20 protein-coding genes are annotated in these 18,057 nt (G+C 46.1%); 10 read left to right on the forward strand and 10 right to left on the reverse strand.

What is annotated here, in order from left to right; genetic code table 11:
• The first annotated feature begins 168 nt into the window (after positions 1-168).
• Positions 169-648, forward strand: coding sequence for a hypothetical protein (locus tag U1I11_RS03375; protein WP_322903797.1), 480 nt, complete (start codon positions 169-171; stop codon positions 646-648).
• Between the two features lie 47 nt (positions 649-695).
• Here the strand turns inward: U1I11_RS03375 and U1I11_RS03380 are convergent, their stop codons facing one another.
• Together U1I11_RS03380 and U1I11_RS03385 are read right to left on the reverse strand one after the other, a co-directional pair.
• Entirely contained in the window at positions 696-1,694 is a 999-nt protein-coding gene (locus U1I11_RS03380) for a hypothetical protein (RefSeq protein ID WP_322903799.1), read from the reverse strand.
• 441 nt (positions 1,695-2,135) lie between these two features.
• A complete protein-coding gene (locus U1I11_RS03385) occupies positions 2,136-2,312 on the reverse strand; it encodes a YjfB family protein (protein ID WP_322903801.1) in 177 nt (58 codons plus the stop codon).
• A gap of 590 nt (positions 2,313-2,902) precedes the next feature.
• Between U1I11_RS03385 and U1I11_RS03390 the strand changes: the two genes are divergently transcribed.
• Positions 2,903-3,304 (forward strand): NucA/NucB deoxyribonuclease domain-containing protein, encoded by a 402-nt coding sequence (locus U1I11_RS03390; protein ID WP_322904483.1) that lies wholly within the window; start codon positions 2,903-2,905, stop codon positions 3,302-3,304.
• Between the two features lie 166 nt (positions 3,305-3,470).
• On the opposite strand, the gene U1I11_RS03395 is transcribed toward U1I11_RS03390, so the two are convergent.
• Positions 3,471-4,067, reverse strand: a complete 597-nt coding sequence (locus U1I11_RS03395; protein ID WP_416235581.1) for a VOC family protein — start codon at positions 4,065-4,067, stop codon at positions 3,471-3,473.
• A gap of 92 nt (positions 4,068-4,159) precedes the next feature.
• Here U1I11_RS03395 and U1I11_RS03400 point away from each other — a divergent pair, with 92 nt between their 5' ends.
• Positions 4,160-5,101 (forward strand): helix-turn-helix transcriptional regulator, encoded by a 942-nt coding sequence (locus tag U1I11_RS03400; RefSeq protein WP_322903803.1) that lies wholly within the window; start codon positions 4,160-4,162, stop codon positions 5,099-5,101.
• A 190-nt stretch (positions 5,102-5,291) separates the two neighbouring features.
• On the opposite strand, the gene U1I11_RS03405 is transcribed toward U1I11_RS03400, so the two are convergent.
• From U1I11_RS03405 to U1I11_RS03420, 4 genes are all read right to left on the reverse strand, one after another.
• On the reverse strand, positions 5,292-5,654 hold the full coding sequence (locus U1I11_RS03405) for a hypothetical protein (RefSeq protein ID WP_322903804.1): 363 nt from the start codon (positions 5,652-5,654) through the stop codon (positions 5,292-5,294).
• 34 nt (positions 5,655-5,688) lie between these two features.
• The gene (locus U1I11_RS03410; RefSeq protein ID WP_322903806.1) at positions 5,689-6,411 is read right to left on the reverse strand and encodes a hypothetical protein; all 723 of its coding nucleotides are present in this window, start codon (positions 6,409-6,411) and stop codon (positions 5,689-5,691) included.
• A gap of 421 nt (positions 6,412-6,832) precedes the next feature.
• Positions 6,833-8,056, reverse strand: coding sequence for an MFS transporter (locus tag U1I11_RS03415; protein ID WP_322903807.1), 1,224 nt, complete (start codon positions 8,054-8,056; stop codon positions 6,833-6,835).
• Positions 8,057-8,200: 144 nt separating this feature from the next.
• A complete protein-coding gene (locus tag U1I11_RS03420) occupies positions 8,201-8,806 on the reverse strand; it encodes a TetR/AcrR family transcriptional regulator (RefSeq protein WP_322903808.1) in 606 nt (201 codons plus the stop codon).
• A gap of 295 nt (positions 8,807-9,101) precedes the next feature.
• Between U1I11_RS03420 and rsmD the strand changes: the two genes are divergently transcribed.
• The 3 genes from rsmD to U1I11_RS03435 all read left to right on the forward strand — a co-directional run bounded on the left by rsmD (position 9,102) and on the right by U1I11_RS03435 (position 11,501).
• Positions 9,102-9,719, forward strand: a complete 618-nt coding sequence (gene rsmD, locus U1I11_RS03425; protein ID WP_322903811.1) for a 16S rRNA (guanine(966)-N(2))-methyltransferase RsmD — start codon at positions 9,102-9,104, stop codon at positions 9,717-9,719.
• Positions 9,712-10,260, forward strand: coding sequence for a pantetheine-phosphate adenylyltransferase (coaD, locus tag U1I11_RS03430; RefSeq protein ID WP_322903813.1), 549 nt, complete (start codon positions 9,712-9,714; stop codon positions 10,258-10,260). The genes rsmD and coaD overlap by 8 nt, the downstream gene beginning before the upstream one ends.
• A gap of 212 nt (positions 10,261-10,472) precedes the next feature.
• Positions 10,473-11,501, forward strand: coding sequence for a YlbL family protein (locus tag U1I11_RS03435; protein ID WP_322903815.1), 1,029 nt, complete (start codon positions 10,473-10,475; stop codon positions 11,499-11,501).
• Positions 11,502-12,121: 620 nt separating this feature from the next.
• Here U1I11_RS03435 and U1I11_RS03440 read toward each other — a convergent pair.
• The 3 genes from U1I11_RS03440 to U1I11_RS03450 form a co-directional block, all read right to left on the reverse strand.
• The gene (locus U1I11_RS03440; protein WP_322903817.1) at positions 12,122-12,631 is read right to left on the reverse strand and encodes a DUF4188 domain-containing protein; all 510 of its coding nucleotides are present in this window, start codon (positions 12,629-12,631) and stop codon (positions 12,122-12,124) included.
• 12 nt (positions 12,632-12,643) lie between these two features.
• On the reverse strand, positions 12,644-13,279 hold the full coding sequence (locus U1I11_RS03445) for a TetR/AcrR family transcriptional regulator (RefSeq protein WP_322903819.1): 636 nt from the start codon (positions 13,277-13,279) through the stop codon (positions 12,644-12,646).
• Positions 13,280-13,440: 161 nt separating this feature from the next.
• Entirely contained in the window at positions 13,441-14,664 is a 1,224-nt protein-coding gene (locus U1I11_RS03450) for a nucleotidyltransferase (protein ID WP_322903820.1), read from the reverse strand.
• A 398-nt stretch (positions 14,665-15,062) separates the two neighbouring features.
• Between U1I11_RS03450 and U1I11_RS03455 the strand changes: the two genes are divergently transcribed.
• The 4 genes from U1I11_RS03455 (at position 15,063) to plsX (ending at position 18,051) form a co-directional block, all read left to right on the forward strand.
• Positions 15,063-15,569, forward strand: coding sequence for a YceD family protein (locus U1I11_RS03455; protein WP_322903822.1), 507 nt, complete (start codon positions 15,063-15,065; stop codon positions 15,567-15,569).
• A gap of 62 nt (positions 15,570-15,631) precedes the next feature.
• Positions 15,632-15,805, forward strand: a complete 174-nt coding sequence (gene rpmF, locus U1I11_RS03460; RefSeq protein ID WP_081604133.1) for a 50S ribosomal protein L32 — start codon at positions 15,632-15,634, stop codon at positions 15,803-15,805.
• Between the two features lie 682 nt (positions 15,806-16,487).
• Positions 16,488-17,084, forward strand: a complete 597-nt coding sequence (gene fapR / locus U1I11_RS03465) for a transcription factor FapR (protein ID WP_322904487.1) — start codon at positions 16,488-16,490, stop codon at positions 17,082-17,084.
• On the forward strand, positions 17,068-18,051 hold the full coding sequence (plsX, locus tag U1I11_RS03470; RefSeq protein ID WP_322903825.1) for a phosphate acyltransferase PlsX: 984 nt from the start codon (positions 17,068-17,070) through the stop codon (positions 18,049-18,051). Before fapR ends, plsX begins: the two co-directional genes overlap by 17 nt.
• Positions 18,052-18,057 lie beyond the last annotated feature (6 nt).

Here is an 18,057-nt window from a genome sequence, read left to right on the forward strand (position 1 = left end):
GCGTTGGAAATCGAATCGGGATTAGCGGTGTAGATGAATGGTGCGAGGGCGAGCGGCTTTACGAAATTTCAATCTTCGCTCTCGCACGATACATGGATAGTATATATGCTATCATTCAACAATCGTATCGCATAGATGACTATAAGACGAAACAAGGAGGGATGATTGATGTCGCAACGTTTGCACGACTGGCAACAATCGAGCACAGATGAGCGTTTACAAGCATTGCTGCGAATCGACTCGGCATTACAGCCGGCAGAACTGCAATTGTTACTGGCTGCGGCGGTCGATGTACAAAGCGATGATATTTTGCGGATTGAGATTTGGAAAGTGCTCGGTTTGTACAGTGATGAGCAGCAACAGCCGACTGTGCGCGCGTTGATTCATCGTCACTGGGCACAGGAGCAGGATGAAGAATATGTGCAGATTGCGATGTTGGAAGCATTGACAGCGCTGCATGTAGAGGCAGACGATATTCAGCTGGCGTTGTCGATTGTAAAAAGTGATGAGTATATACTCGTACGCTCGGCAGCATTTGCGCTTTTGCGACGCAGTCTGCCTTTGCCGCAAGCTAGGAAAGCGTTGGTACAATTGCGGGATGATGCTGATTTTGGTAGTGTGGCAGTGAAGTTGGTGGAGCGATTGTAAATGTGAAAGGGTAATTGGTATTATTCATTTTTATGAAGTATTGTTCTCTATTGGTACCCCTGCTCATTTATTTCGTAAGTAATTTCAATACTCCAACTATCTTTACTGGGATATACAGTGATTTTCGATATTATTTTATTTTTACCACTTATATGTTGCGCAAGCATATACCCTGCGCTTTGACAATTATCCGTTCCTAATAAAGCAAAAAAGCCGTCCTGGTTATCGGTGAAACTAACAGGTTTTGTAGCGTTTGTTCCACAAAGTAGACGCGCAACAATATTTGTTTGAGCGTTGGTGATATTTTCTCTTTTGAACTTTTTTAATGTATCAATATAATCTGCTTCATTCTTATTCTGGGTCTGATTTTTGCTGAGACTAAAATTAATTGCTTCTAAATATTGATGCCATATTATATCCGAATTTTGTAATCTTGTTTTGGTTTTTTCATGATCATCTAGTCCACTATTATTACTTATTGCAATGATATTTCCTTCTTCAAGATCAAAGTTGTTGTGATAAGCGACAAACTTTGATTTCTTATTATCCGCTGTCATACTTTTTGTTTTTACTTCATATAAATTTAAATTTTGTTTTGATTGCTTAATCTCGGAAGAATAGTTTTTATAAAATCTAGTTTTTTTCTCATCATTTTCTTTATCAAGAATTTGTTGATATTGCTTACCCTTTTCTGAGTTAGGGTCATTTTCAATGGATTCCTTTATTTTTTTGTATAGTTCATTCCCTTTTTTATAACAATACCTATATGCTTTTTCAATCGTTGTTTTTATTTCAGACTTATCCTCACTATTTGCCCACTTAGAGTAGTTCAAAAGAGCATTATCTTTAGGTAGTATTGAAGTAAAATAATCCTCCTTATCCTCCTCTTTATTACTCTCATTTTTCACCATTTGAAGAATAGCTTGATTTCCTAATATTTTTGGCATATCTAATGTAGGGTGTATCATTTTAAATGGCTGTATCGGGCTTTTGACAGTTGAGGGTGTAGGAGGTACGTAGAGGTTTTTCGTTTTATGTTGATACAAATGAGCCATCTCCTTAGTTAAAGGGTACAAGCAAAGTGATTTAAGTGATGTTGCTAAAATAATTAGTGCACTAAGCGCTCTGTTAGCAGCAGTAAATTAATTATAGGCTATCGTTTGAAATCAATCCATAAAAATCACTCTGTTGCAGCCTGCAATACATTCATTGTTGCTAAGTCTATCCACGTTGTACCAGCAGTTTTGAATATTTTTATAAACAGCGTAACTTGCATATTCACTATAGTACAAGTCAGCTACAGTTTCTTCATGAAAATACAAATAACACAAACCCGCCAACCATTCTTATCGTGAGCGATTGGTGGGTTTGCGTGTTTCTGAACTGGACAAGCATTTCGTCATGCCTAGCGATCAGCAGCCTATACATCTGCTAACTACACATCTGCTAATTGCACAGCCGCATAACGAGCTCCACACATCGCCCGATTAAGCGCGAATGTCGAGTGTGCTTCCCAATGTCGGATGAGGAGCTTGCTTCAACATCTCAGCCAATTGTTGGCCTTGTTGCTCAGCCATATCTTTGGACAGTGACAGTACCTTAATACCGACGGCCTGTGACAGCGAACTCTGACTCAATGAAGTGGACAAAGAAGCGATATCCATGAATACATTCCTCCTTTCTTGCCTTCAAACAGGGCATATGTTTATTATCGGTGCCAGCGTGGAGCGTAGTAACCTTTGGTTCGTAAGTATCATAGCCGATACTGTAAGAAAATAGCAATCTTCACGATGATGCAGAAAAAAAAATCGCATTTTAAGCTAATTTTTAGGTTTGTATCAGCTTTATTTCAGCTTGTGCGTTTAACATACAGACATACCCCTTTTGATATAAATATTGCCTACACCCTGCCCGATCCCAGGCAGGGTCCTTTTTTGTGTAACAGCAGTTTTGGATCGGTTTCACATGACGCTACATAAAAACGAGCATAATGATAGCTTAAATGTAATGTTAGCATTACAAACACAGATTTTACAATCTTAATATGTTTAATCCAAAATTTAACATAAAAAGATTTAAACTTTACATTCATTCGCTTAAAATGGTATTAGATTCCAGTTCGCACTTCATTCACAGCACAAATTAACTTTATATTATGCTTGCTGCGAACTACTTGCAAACGAGGAATTATATTATCGCAGAAAGCGAGCTGATTGTATTGAAACGATTGAAAAAGCTAGGCATGATGTTAATGATGATGGTGGTGTTGTTAACGACACCGACACTGCTGCAAGGTGAACACAATGTGCAGCACGCAACCGCAGCCGCAGCGTATGATTACACACTGACATTCCCGTCTACCCGCTACCCGGAAACGGCGAGTCATATTCGTGATGCGATTGCTGACGGTCACTCGGCTGTATGTACGATCGACCGTTCCGGTGCGGACGAGCGCCGCGAGGAATCGCTCAAAGGCGTACCGACCAAAAGCGGCTATGATCGCGACGAATGGCCGATGGCAATGTGTCTGGAAGGCGGCGCAGGTGCAGATATTCGCTACATAAGCCCATCCGACAATCGGGGCGCAGGCTCTTGGGTTGGCAACCAGCTGACCAAATACCCGGATGGTACACGCGTGAAATTTATCGTGAACTGATCCACATACCGATGCACATAGAAACAGAAACGAAAGACCCGATTCCTCTTGCGAATCGGGTCTTTGATCGTATAGCTGGAGCAAGTCGAAATTGCATGTTCATCCATTCGCTATTCATCCATTTGCTGTTCAGCCGTCCACGTTCTGTCCACCGTCAAATCTCGTTTTAAAATGCATGCCTGGTCACTGTAAACTGAAACACGACGCCAAATGGATCACGTACTGCTGCATAACCGGAGCTAAACGAATTGGGCGCAAATGGAACGATAATGTTACAGCGCGCATCCGCAATCATATGATGATATAGCAGTTCCATATGTTCATGCTGACGGGATTGCAGGCAGAGCGAGAATGAGGAGCCATGCTGCCACGGTTGTTCGAGCTCGACGGATGCTTCTGCGATCATCAGTTTGTTGCTGCCGAACTGTAATATGGAATGCGTAATATGCTGTTCCTGTCCGGGTTGTACGTGAAAGCTGTCGTCCATCGCGGCAAGTTGAGCGTATGTGACTTTGAGCAATACGGTTGCGCCAAGCTGCTCATAAAAGGCAATCGCTTCCGCAGCTTTGCCGTTTAGCGATAGAAACGGAATCACTTCGGTTTGGGCTGAAATCGACTGCGCTCGTGCTAACGTGTCATCGGTTTGCTTGGCGTTCGTTTGTGCTGTACGCGCTGGCTCTGTGTTCGTTTGAGCTGCCGTGAATGGCGTTGTGGTAGATGATGCTGTCGTTTCTGTCGTCTGTGCCATTTGTTTTTCGTTCATGATGAATCGCCTCCTGTATTGTGATACAGTACAAGCATAACGAAATAAGGTGCCAAAAGATGACACCTTTATAATAGAAAAAGGGGATCACAATGAACAAAGCGGAACGGTTACAACAAATGCAGCGTTATGTACATCGGCAGCGTCGGTTTACGCTTGGCGAGCTGATGGCACAGTTTAGTATTTCACGTCGCACGGCGATTCGGGATGTAGAAGCATTGGAAGCGATTGGTGTGCCGCTTTATGCGGAACATGGACGATATGGTGGGTATCGACTGCTAGATACGGCGACATTGCCACCGGTTTCATTTACAGCGCAGGAAGTGCTGGCATTGTATTTTTCGATGCAGGCGTTGGAAAGTTTGTCAGGTGCTGCGTTTGGGGTATCATTTGCCTCGATTAACGCCAAGTTTCTAGATATCGTCTCCCCACAACAGCAGCAACAGATCGAACAGTTTCGCAATCGGGTCGCCTTTTATTATGGGATCGAGGCGGAGCCGGGAGCATGTTTAGAACAACTGCTACTGGCTGCTGCCGATCAGCGAATTGTACGTATCGGCTATCGTTCGGGCGAGCGTGTAAGTCAACGCCGGATACAGCCATTTGCCATCTATGTGATGGATGGGTATTGGTATTGCCGCAGCTATGATATGGATAAACGGCAATATCGCGTCTTTCGCTGTGATCGTATCGAGTCGATTGTGCGCACAGACGAGCCAAGTGAAACGATATTTACACATGTGGATTTGCATACTGCACTTACGCTACGGCAGCCGTCTCAGCAAGCGATTTCGTTTCGCTGCCAACTGCCCGAGCTGACGGATGAAAAACGCTTAGAGGCACGTTTGCCACCTTCACTGCACTTAGAGCATAAGGATGGTGTATGGCAATTGTACGGCTGCTATGAGCCGGAGGAGATCGATTTTATGCTGGCGTATTTGGCAGGGCTAGGTACGGTTGTATCGGCGGTTGAGCCGTTGCAGTTAAAACAACAATTGCAAGCGTATTATCGTAAGTTGCTGGAGCGTTTATAAGGGAAGTGGAGAGATTGCTGTATATTCATCTGACCGAGATGAATTTTATTTTTGCAGTCGTTTTAAGTCCTTGTTGATTAAGGTTCCAGTACAAACTGATCATCAATTGAGTATTGTTCACTGCCAATGGCGAGGATTGGTTTAGACAGCAAGCGATTATAAAAGTATAGATAAGTGGAGTCGAGGCGTATCAACTAGAGAGATTAACTTTAATCTGTTGATCACCATTTTGATTTTCCAAATATACGGCATGTACTGCTCCAAATGAATTTGGTATTTGGATATCAAAACTGCCCCGTGGACGGAACAAAGCCAATGAACTGCCTTTCAATTGAATAAACACAGACCCATCCTTATAACTGACCTCATAACCCTTATAGTTATCTCCACTACCCATCAATTCTCCTTGCAGCTCGATCGTATGATTGGACAATTTTGCATGTTTAATCATAACTGTTGCTGGATCGATCACTTTATTAAAACTCATAACAATCCCCATTCCTAACAAGACAATCAATACTGCGCTTATTATTATAATTATTTTTTTTTTCATATTGAGTTGCCTCCAATGTTAAACGTTTTTTGATTTAAAAGGAGCGGCTGCGTATAGGGGCGTTTGCACCGTTTGCATAATAGACCAAATAGTCATTAGGAACAGCCATTCCTGAAATATATCCTGACTTGCTTTTAATAGAATTAGCTAAATTTTTAGGTGTATTAATAGTGCCTGCACTTAAGGTTGTAGCAGCAACAGTATTCCATATACCAACAGCAAATGATGAACAATTGTTAGTATAGCCCCAATCATCATGATTCTTAATATAATTATTTACTGCTTGTAGCTGCCCAGAGGATAAGTCTATTGTTAGAGAAACTCTACTTTTGTATGCATCTTGATTTGCAATAAATTTTTCTTCTAAATTATACCAGACTCCATTGTGTTCACTTTTATTTCCCCAAGTTCCGACTGAAACTGTTTTGCCTGGAGCTATGCCTGTTAATCCACCTACCTGTATAGCAGAAGTATTTGAATTTTTAATTGTTACAAAAGCATGGACACCAAAATCGGTAATATTACCGCTGCCAGAGGAACCTGTAGTATTTGAGCCGCCATCCGCAAAAATAGTTAACCTGGCAACATTATAATCGGGAGTTACTGCATTTGGATAAACAGTACCAGAATATACTGAATCTGTAACACTAATAGCTTCTGAAGCATAAATTTTTATAGCATTACTAGTAAAAAAAACTAATACTGTAAATACAAATAGTAGCAAAATCGGGATTTTAATTTTTTTTGGAAAACTCATATATATTTCTCCCCAATACAAAATAATTATGTATAACTTTGGCTGAAAGTTACAATAACAACATACTATCACGTAAAATACCAATTTAGCATAGTTCTAGCGATGTGTTTCCTTTTTGAAATTTTCATCTGTCAACATCACGTTTTCGTATCAACAAACACTGCTTCTTTCTACTTATCAACTCTTTTATCTATAAAATGAACTCAAAAGATTTTAAATTCATTAATATTAGCTGCTTATTTTCCCGTGTAAAAAACACCTTCAAACATCACGCCCCTATCTGCCGATAAGTGAACGTCACGCCCAAAGGTGTTCCGATTCCATTTATTAAACATACTCTATTATAACGATTAACGTTGTAACGCTCCATTACACATCAACCATCCACGAACGAGTAACGATGATCCTTATCCAGCGCTACTCAACTCGATTTCGCCATATCCGACTCCACTTCCCTACGCTGCGGCATTTGCGGCTTCACACGCAGTGACAACAGAAAGCAGAGCGTCAAAATAAACGCTGCCATCATATACGGATAATTCACATTCCAGTCGAACAATGCACCAGCCACAATCGGCCCAGCGATATTGCCAAGACTCGTGTAAGCGGAGTTCAGACCTGCCACGTACCCTTGTTCATTGCCTGCTTGTTGTGACAGCTGGGTGCCAATCGCTGGACGCAAAATGTCCATTGCCAGAAATACCGCAAATGTCACCGTAAAAATAAGGAAATACGTGTGTACGAGCAGTGTAAGCACGATAAACACCGCCGAAGCGAGCAGACAGATGATAATGAGCCGCTGTCCGCCAAATCGGTTGATCATCCAGCCGAAAATCGTCGCTTGCACGACCGCACCGGCGATTGAGCCAAACGTAATAATGATCGCGATATCCTGCGCTGTAAAGCCGAATTTATGATCGACAAATAGCGAGAATACGGTCTCATAATTCGCCAGCCCGAACGAAGCGACAAATACGATAATCAGACTGAGAAAATAAGGCTTGCGATACGATTGCAACAATTGACGCACCAGACTTTCACTATGGCTAGTGCTGTTCGCCAGCGCAGCACGCCGCTCCGGTGACAGCGATTCCGGCAACAGCAGCAACGTGGCAAGCGCGGCAACAACACCTGCAATCGCCGCCGCATAAAACGGGACACGAATGCCATATTCTGCGAGCAAGCCGCCGATGCCAGGGCCGATAATAAAGCCGGTTGTAATCGCCGCATTAATAAAGCCCATCGCTGCGCCGCGTTCTTCGTCAGAAGTTATATCGGCAGCATATGCCATTACGGACGGCATAATTAGCGCCGCCCCCAGACCGCCAATCGCACGTGATACAAATAGCAGTGCCGGCGCATACGCGATCGCAAACAACCATTCGGAAATCGCAAACACAAGCATACCGACAATAATGAGCTTTTTGCGCCCGATACGGTCTGACAAACGCCCGCTATAGGGCGAGAAAATAAGCTGGCTAATCGAAAAGGCAGCGACCATGAGACCGAGCACACTGCCGCCGATATGCAGCTCATTCATATACGTTGGCATAATCGGAATGACAAGCCCAATACCGGTAAACACCAGAAAAATATTAAACATAAGCAGCAACAGCGCTGCCCGATTACGCATTAACAGTGACATGATTTCCTCCATCAAATAACTGCGTGCCTGCTATAGCACGAGCCGAATCCGATCTATCGATTATATTGGAAACAATACATACTGAACATTCGGTCAGTAAAAAGCGATAAAAACACCGGATCACCAGCAGCGAGCTCGTTTACACTACGACTGCTTGGCTCCGGCTGCAATACCATACAAAAACGTATCGATCGCAAATCGATAATGCTCTAACACTTGCTCCAGCGGTTGGTTACGACAGACACGGCTCATGCCAACGACGATGCCTTCCAGCACGAGCGCTTTTTGCTCGATCTGTTCACCGCTAAATTCACCTCGATCTACGCCTTCTTGAATCAATTGACGATTAAATGATAGATGTTCTTGTATCATCGTGTTGATTTTGGCTTCAATCTCGCTTTTTTGCTCATCATTGCTAAAAAATTCATCGGCTGCACGGGTCAACGGATGGTTTAAATCTTCGCGCACAATCTGCTCGGCAAGTCCATACATTTTAGACGTGGCGGTGGAATAGGACGGCAAACGCGCTTGCCATTTTTCCAGCCAGTCATGATCCCATTCGTGCAGCAAGTAGGAAAACAGACCTTCTTTGCTTTTAAAATGGTAATAAATATTGCCTTTGCTGCTGCCGGTAGCGGCAACGATATCTTCGATCGAAGTCGCTTTGTAGCCTTTTTGCACGAACAGACTGCGTGCAGCTTCGCTTATTTTTTTGCGGGTTAGCTCGCTTTGAGCCTGTTTTTTGTTCATCGTCTCACCTCAACACTTTCGATACTGAACGTTTGTTCAGTATTGTAGCAGATGCGGCTTATAAAAGGCAAGCGAATGAGTGGATCATTTTGCAACGATCGCTCGATATGATACGATAACGTCGTGCATTTGCTTGCTGGGCAGCGTCCTGATGGGTAATGAACAGCAAACGGGAAAGTTGGATAGTGAACAGAACGTACACACGCAGGAACGGCATAGGTTGATGGTATACGTATACCGTCGTCTGTCTGAACTGTATGTCCTATACTATAGAAGAACGGGTGAATCGATCGGAATGAGAGTCATTTCTGGAAGTGCAAAAGGAAGACCGCTAAAGGCGGTACCGGGAAACGGAACCCGGCCAACGACCGATAAGGTCAAAGAGGCGATGTTTAGCATTATCGGCCCTTATTTTGCTGGCGGGCAGGTGCTTGATCTGTTTGCTGGAACGGGTGGACTTGGCATTGAAGCGCTCAGCCGTGGAATGGAACATGGCGTATTTATCGATATGGAATACAAAAGTATTGAAGTGATCAAAAGTAATGTACAGTCCGCCGGGCTGACGCAACAGGCGGAAATTTATCGCAATGAAGCAGGACGTGCGCTTAAAGTGCTGCAAAAGCGTGGTACGACATTTGATCTCGTCTTTCTCGATCCGCCATACCGGATGAAAAACGGAATTTTGCTAATGCAAGATATGCATGAACGAAACTTATTGCAGCCGGATGCTACAGTTGTGCTGGAATTTGAAACCGGGCATCCGTATCCGCCGGAATGTCCCCATTTTGTCGGTGTTCGGCAGGCGGTATATGGAGAGACATCGATTTATGTGTACCGGTATGAGCCGGAAGCCCAATTTGATCGATCAGCAAATGAGACAGCAGCACAGCAGGGAGGAACGATCGATGAATAACGATACGAGCAATTTGATCCAGATGACAGTAGCGAATGAACGGGGCGGCAGGCGCATTGCCGTCTATCCGGGCAGCTTTGATCCGGTGACGATGGGGCATTTGGACATTATTCACCGTGCGGCACGCCAGTTCGATACACTCGTCGTTGCTGTACTGAACAATATGAGTAAAAAGCCGCTGTTTACCGTCGAAGAACGGGTAGAGCAGTTGAAACAGGTTACCGCTGATCTGCCTAATGTGGAAATCGACAGCTTCCGCGATCTGCTTGCCAATTATATTCGCGAGCGTGAGGCACATGTGATCGTACGTGGCATTCGCTCGGTGACTGATTTTGAATATGAACTGCAAATGGCATCGATTAATCGTGAACTAAACCCGGATGCCGAGACGATTTTTATGATGACAAATCCGCGTTATTCGTATTTAAGTTCCAGTATGGTGAAGGAAATCGCCCGTTTTGACGGCCCGGTAGCAGACTTTGTACCGCCGCTAATTGAGCGGGAATTGCAGCTTAAATTTAGCGCGTCAACAAGTTCATAACAGACCAAAGCGGTTTGCCGCAGTCAAAGTGGATTTGCGACGTCTGGCATGGGATAATAGACGGACAGATAGGTCGTTATCGACATCGTTTTGTCCGTTTATTCCAGCCGTTGCGGCAACCGTGTACAGTATGCTTAAGCTGTACCGTTGCAGGTAGCGCAGGATAAAACTTGCCGTGGCGAATATCATCACAATGTAAAGGAGAGAACAGCATGTCCGGCCGATCCCTTAAATCCCCGTTTTCGCAAAAGCGAATATGGGTTTATTTGCTTTGTTTGATCCTGTTTGTGTATGTGCTTGTGTATATGCCGACTCCGTATGTAATTAATGCGCCGGGCGTTGTGGATGAGCTGAAGCCAATCGTACATGTGACCGACGGTGATCCGACCGAAAAAGGAACATTTATGTTGACGACGGTCTCGATCCGTTATGCGAATGCGGCGATGCTGCTCGCCAGCCTGTTCGATCCGTATGAGGACATTGGACCGAAGCCCGCCCAAAATGATCGCGAAGATTATGCCGCCGAGCAGCTCTACTATATGAGCAGTTCGCAGTCGAATGCGATCGCGGCAGCCTACAAAAAGGCAGGCGTTGCGTTCAAAATCGAACCGCAATACGTATTTGTCGTCGCCGTACCGCAAGGCGATAAAATGATCTATGCGGGCGATAAATTTGTACGTGTAGATGGACAGAACATTACCTCGATCCAGCAATTGGAACAAATGTTAAGCGGCAAAAAAGCAGGCGATACGGTCGATGTCGTCCTTGATCGCGCCGGTACGAATGTCGACGAAAAAATTAAACTGACCGAATTTCAAGATTCGATCGGACGCATCCGTGTCGGCTTTGGCGTAGCGATCGGAGAAGTGCAAAAAGTTACACCGGATGATCCCGCCCATGAAGTGAAATTTGCCGATACGAATATCGGTGGCCCGTCGGCAGGACTTATGTTCAGCCTGGAAATTTACAATCAACTCACACCAGGCGATCTAACCCGAGGTTATCGCATCGCTGGCACCGGTACGATCGATCCTGACGGTACGGTCGGTATTATCGGCGGAGTGCAGCATAAAATTGTGGCTGCACAGAACAAAGGGGCGGAAATCTTCCTCGTGCCACAAGGCAACTACGCCGATGCCAAAGCAGAGCTTGATCGTATACACTCTACGATGAAGCTCATTCCGGTCAAGACGATGGATGATGCGCTAAAAGCGATTGCCGCGCTGCCAGCCAAGTCGTGAAAGGTATGTTTATACCGTCAACCCGTATCATAGTTGAACCATGTACCGTGTTTGTAAAATAAGACGAGGACAGTTATGTATAACGATTAGCCTGCTCTTGGTAATGTATATGCGATCTGCTGTACAGTTTGCTGCCTGTTGTTCGACAACCATAACCGTATCATCAATCGCATCACAAAAAGGAAGCGGACATGATCCCGCTTCCTTTTTGCTGATCTGTAGTATAAACATACGTTGCATACCGGAACGATAAACTGTAAAGCTAGACAGAATACATTGTGGCACGGAACGTTGTTGCCGATGAAACGAGAAATGGCTGCAAATAACGCGCGCTTTATGTTGCAATGCCGAATGTTGTTGCCGATGAAGTGCGCAAGCTTGCTGAACGCAGTACTAGACAGAATACATAATGACACGACACGGAACGAACGCATCGTATTAAGCTAACCAATACAATATGTTGTGAGCATTGCGTTTCGGTAGTCAGCAGCAATAGAACACAGCTATGAGCTAGGCGACAGCATGACACAACTGGGCAGCATAATCGATTGCAACATAAATAGGCTTGAATAGGAAAAGAGCAACTGTATCGATCATCCAGCGATTGTACGGTGATACGTTTACTCTCCCGATTGCTGCATTGTTCCGGCTTCATGCTGTTTACCGAGCCGCGTCCGTTCGCGTGACGATTCACGTCCTGCGCCAATCGGACGCAAATCGCCTGCTTTGCCAAGCCCGGTCGCTGGCATATTGACGTAAATCGATTCATACGCTCCATTTTCGACCAAATACGTCTCATGATAAATGCCGACCGCTTGCCCAGCACGCGATTTGCGATTGAAGTTTTGCCATGCTTGCAAATGTTGGGCGCCATGTGCGTAATGCTCCAGTTGATCGTAAGAGCGCCAATACTGCACGATCGATACACCGCGCCCTGATACAAAAGGAGCAGCATCCAAAAATCCAAGCTCCGGATTGGCATACAGCTCTTTGAGCATCGGTCCCATCGCTTGCAACACCGGCAACCATTGACCGATCGCCAACCATTTGTTAATGCGCACACCGATAATAAATACGACAAACGGCCCTTCAATAGACGCCATCTGGCGTCCCGCAATAATCGGATTCATCGTTTTGCCTCCTTAGTGTCGTTCCAAACGGGCTAAATGCAGTTCGTAAAATCCGTGAATATCAGGTGACGCATACATACGCGCAGTCAAAAATGCGCCGTAAAACACCGTACAGAGCAGCTTAACCGCATCATCAATTTTTAGCTCAGGCGCAAGTGTACCTGCCGCCTGCGCCTGCATCATACAATCGCGGAACAGCGCATGCAGATTAGGCGAGACCGTCGCTTCTGTTTCACGCCCCGGAAACAGCAGATGGATTTCCGCTGCGCTCAGCTCCGGCATACACGGGTGCATATCGATTTGCGCCAAAAAAGCGATCAAACTTGGCATTACACCCGGAATATGCTGGTAGCATTCGGTAACACTGTCCAGCACATGCCGCACCGCCGCAAAGCCTTGTTTGCCGTTTGTATGGAGTTCCAGTATGCGTTCCGTTAACCAGACACGCATAAAATAGACGAGCAGCGCTTCTTTTTGCGGAAAACATTTGAAAAAAGTAACTTTGGATATTTCCGCTTCCCGACAAATTTCATCGACCATAATTTCGTTAAATTTGTGCGTTTTCATCATTGCTAAGCCGGTTTCGTATAGCCGGATGCGTGTTCTTGCTTTTTTAATATTCCGTAACGAATGCGTTTGTTGCGCCAATAGTTGACCTCCTTGTTTGGATTAACTTATGTTAATTAGTTTACTTGAGTTAAATTAATAAAACAATGCTATTTGACGCGTATGCCTATCTTATAGTCGTTTCATGATGAACAGGTTGAAGTGCGTTCGAACCGGATTTTTAATGGAGACAATGTAATCGTCTACTCTACACGTACAGGCGCATAATAATAATCCGCATACATGTCGCGCATCTGTGGCGTCGTAAAGCCTGCTGCCTGCATAACCGTCGCTTGTACATCCAGCTCCATTTGCTCATGCTCGCTATCGGCTGCGCGCATCATGATCGGCAACGTAGCGGTGCTTTTCATCCGTTTGAGCAATGTGCGTCCTCGCTCTGTAAAGCCAAGTACACGCAAATAACCCGGACCACGGCGCAGCATCGGCTCGTTCAGCAGTTCCCGGCGATGACTGAGCAGTAGATGGGCGAGCAAGCGCTGTAAACGTGCACGCGTATACCGTTTCGTTTTTAGACGGTCGATCAGCATGCTGACCGTTGGCTGTTCCAGTGTAGGCAACAATCGTTTGAGCCGATGTTCAATACCTTCGTTCATATCGTAATATTGCGCCAGTACAGTGGGGGATGAGGTGGCGATCGTGTGCAGCAGCGGCAACCATAGGCTGTCCATTTGTACCGGGCCGCGTCCAGCCGCCATCTCGCGCTGCATAATGTCCAGCGTAGCAGAGGGCACGTAATTGCTTACCCGCAGCGGCTCTTGCAGCAGCATTTGCCGCAGCGCTGTAGCGCTGGCGATTTGTTCATGCGTTGGCTGTGTATCATGATAGCCGGATTGTTCGCGCTGGATCGTCAGCGGGATAATACGGCTTCCAAGCTGGCGCAGCGCCCGTATGTATTGCAGTCCAAGCGTATTGTTCGGTTCATGCAAAAGCGCCGCCGTTTCTGCCGATAACAAACCTGATGCCAGCGCTGCCCGGCTTAGTGCGGCTGGATAACTAAGCCCGTAGCTAAGCTGCTCTCGTAGCGCTGTATGCAGTTCGGGCGGTTGTTGCTCCAATAGCTGGGCGAGCGGCTCCAATCGTTCCAGCGCACCGGATTCGCTGCCAAATACGAGCTGGTTCACGATGCCAGTCGCTTCCAGCACCGCTACCGCACCATAGGCGAACCATTCGGCAGGCTGCACCGCATAGGCGGAAGGGAGCTCCAGCACGACATCGCAGCCGGCATGCAGTGCCATTTCAGCGCGCGCCCATTTGTTAAAGCTGGCAGGCTCGCCGCGCTGGGTAAAGCTGCCGCTCATAACCGCTACGATGCCATCGCATTTTGTCAGCTGCTGTGTGCGGTGGAGGTGAAGCTGGTGGCCGTTGTGGAATGGATTATATTCGACGATAATGCCGGCGATATTCATACATTTGTGCTCCTTTGTGCGCGGTATGCTATAATTGTTATTTTTATAACATATCCGAGTTCAAGATATGGTAAAATCAATGCGATCTGTGTCGTTCGCTACCGTGGCGGATTTGCTGTATACGTCGGTTGCTCCATTATATTGTATTGGAGAATAAAGGTAATGCAAGCGATATCCGGGCGCTTTTTTGACAGGCAGAGCAGCGGTGGCGAAAAGCGGATTTGGACGGAGTTTGGATCGATTTTGCATGAATAACAGATGCCAGAAACCCGCATCAACACTGGGAATCCCGCTGTAGTAAAGGAATTTACCCTTACAGGTTGTTAAAATACAAAATTAGATTGACAAAAGCCGCTATTCATTGGTAAAATAATTTTTGTTTGTTTGGAGTGATAACTATGCAATTCCAATTTCGAAAAATGGCGCAGAGCGATCAGCCTATAGAGTTTCACCAGACACTCGATTCCGAATTTGTAAAAATCGACCGCAATGATATCCTGAATGCACAACCATTGCAGGCGGATTTGACGGCACGGTACAGAATCGATCGGGTTGTGGAAGTGAACGGAACGTTGAAGCTTGATCTGCAAGTGGCATGCGCTCGCTGTCTGAAAACCGTTGAACTCCATCGCGAATTTAGCCTGGAGGAGGAATTCAGGCACGGCGAAGAACCGGAAAATGTAGCGGAAGAAGATAATATGGTATACGTGAATAGCGATACGGTAGAACTTCGCCCTTATCTGGAGGAAGCTGCATTGATGGACTTGCCGGCGATTGTTCTGTGCAAGGACGATTGCAAGGGCTTGTGCCAGACATGTGGGGTCAACCTGAACGAACAGGATTGTGATTGCGATAACCGGCCGATCGATCCTCGACTGGCAGGGCTCAAAGATTTTTTCAAGTGATTTGATAACTCTGATTTCAGAGTGTTAAATGGCATTCAATTAGATGAAGGAGGTGTTTAACGATGGCAGTACCTCAACGGAGAACTTCCAAAACACGCCGTGACAAACGTCGTACACACTTTAAACTGGCAGTACCAGGTATGGTGAAATGCGAAAACTGCGGCGAAATGAAATTGTCTCACCGCGTTTGCAAAGTGTGCGGAACTTACAAGCAAAGAGAAATCGTACAACAATAATTGTTGTAAAGGCAGCGTCTCGTCGTTTGATGAGACGCTGTTTTTTTACGCAGAGGCAGCTAGTCGCTTGTTTTAGATACAGTTATGATGGGTCGATCCCGTCAGCGCTTGATCGTAAAGGCGCTCGGATACGTTCGAACTTGATGTTTACTTGAGCCAGCCTACCAGTACACAGACCAAGTTGAATTTCAACTTTGATTATCGACTGAAATCTTCATCCATAAGAGCTTAAGCCAGCTTCAAACATCAAATTAATTTTGGTCAAGGTGTTAGCTGGGAGCGGGATCGCTGTTATGTAGACCCGGATCATCGTGCAAATGCGTAAATGAATGCGTGCACACATCGATATCGACTGCGCGCTTTCCGTGCAAACGCCATTTTCCAGTCGTGGCATAGTCTGACACCGAAATTACATAATAACGAAACACTGCCTCTTTCCTTTTGCGGAAATATGCTTTATACTACATTCTTAGTACCAGGTTCTAAAACGAAGCGATAATTGCTGGGACGATGCTGTATGCATCGTGACGAGCGTTTTGTGCTGTCATTGTTATACGGAAACCGAAAGGTTGATATAGATACGAATACGCTCATATACGGACGAGCACCAGACAGGGGAAATGTTTCGGTGCTGCGGAAAATCCATCTGAAAGTGGGGGGAGGCTTTGTGACCATCGAACGATTGCCCAAACGGCAACGCCAGCAGCGGCTTGTGCAGATTATTGAAAACAACCCGTTTGTGACTGACCAGGAGCTTACCCGTCAGCTTAAGGTCAGCATCCAGACGATTCGTCTGGACCGAATGGAGTTAGGCATTCCCGAGCTGCGCGAGCGCATGAAACTGATGGCAGAGCGTTCCTATGATCAAGTTCGATCCTTACCGCTGGATGAAGTGATCGGGGATATTGTCGATTTACAGCTTGACCGGAGCGGAATTTCGCTTTTTGAAATTCGGGAGGAGCATGTGTTTTCACGCACTCATATCGCACGGGGGCATCATATTTTTGCCCAAGCCAATTCGCTCGCGGTCGCTGTCATTAACGATGCGATTGCACTGACGGCTTCGGCGGATTTGCGTTTTGTCCGACCGGTTAATCTAGGGGAAAAATGTATCGCCAAAGCGTATGTACAGCCAAGTTCGGGGCGAAAGGGCAAAGCTAAAGTAGAAGTGTTGACGTATGTTGGCGAGGAAATGGTATTTCAAGGCAACTTTGTGATATACCGATCAGACGGGGGAGAACAAGATGAAGGAGGACTTGATCATGCGAATCGCGATTGACGCGATGGGGGGAGATCATGCTCCAGATACGAATGTATTGGGCGGCTTGGAAGCAGCCAGAGAGTGGAAAGATACGGAGATCATTCTTGTCGGTGACGAAGCGAAGATGAAAGCACTGCTGCCGGATATGCCGTCCAACTTAAAGCTGGTGCATGCTTCCGAAGTGATCGAGCCTGAAGATGAGCCAGTACGATCGGTGCGCCGCAAAAAGGACGCTTCGATGGTTGTTGCAGGTCGGATGGTCAAAGAAGGGCTTGCCGAAGCGATGATCTCGGCAGGCAATACCGGGGCATTGATGACGACCGGCTTGCTCGTAGTCGGACGGATCAAAGGCATCGAGCGTCCCGCGCTGGCACCGATCATTCCAACGATTGATGGCAAAGGCGTACTGGCGCTTGATTTGGGCGCGAATATGGACGCTACCGCCGAACATTTGGCGCAATACGCGCTGATGGGCAGTTTGTACCGTGAAAAAGTGCAGGGTGTAAGCCAGCCGCGTGTCGGTTTGCTGAACGTAGGCACCGAAGCGAAAAAAGGCAACGAACTCGTCAAACAAGCGTACCCATTGCTAGAGGCGTTACCGATTCAATTTGTCGGCAATGTCGAGGCGCGTGATGTACTGAATGGGGTATGTGATGTGCTCGTCTGCGACGGTTTTGCCGGCAATATTTTGCTAAAGTCGATGGAAGGTACGGCGGCAGGCATTTTCTCGATCCTGAAGCAGCAATTTTCCAAATCGCTCAAAACGAAGCTCGCTGCCGCACTTATTATGCCCGAGCTACGCGGTTTGCGCGATATGCTCGACTACAAAGAGCATGGCGGCGCACCGCTGCTCGGTTTGAACGGGCTTGTGTTTAAAGGGCATGGTTCTTCCGATGCCGGCGCGATCAAACATGCGGTACGACAAGCACGAATTGCGATTAGCGGCAATCTGGTGGCGAGCATTTCACAGGAAGTTAGTGGCTGATTCACA

This window comes from Paenibacillus campi (assembly GCF_034659835.1).
Taxonomy (GTDB): domain Bacteria; phylum Bacillota; class Bacilli; order Paenibacillales; family Paenibacillaceae; genus Saccharibacillus; species Saccharibacillus campi.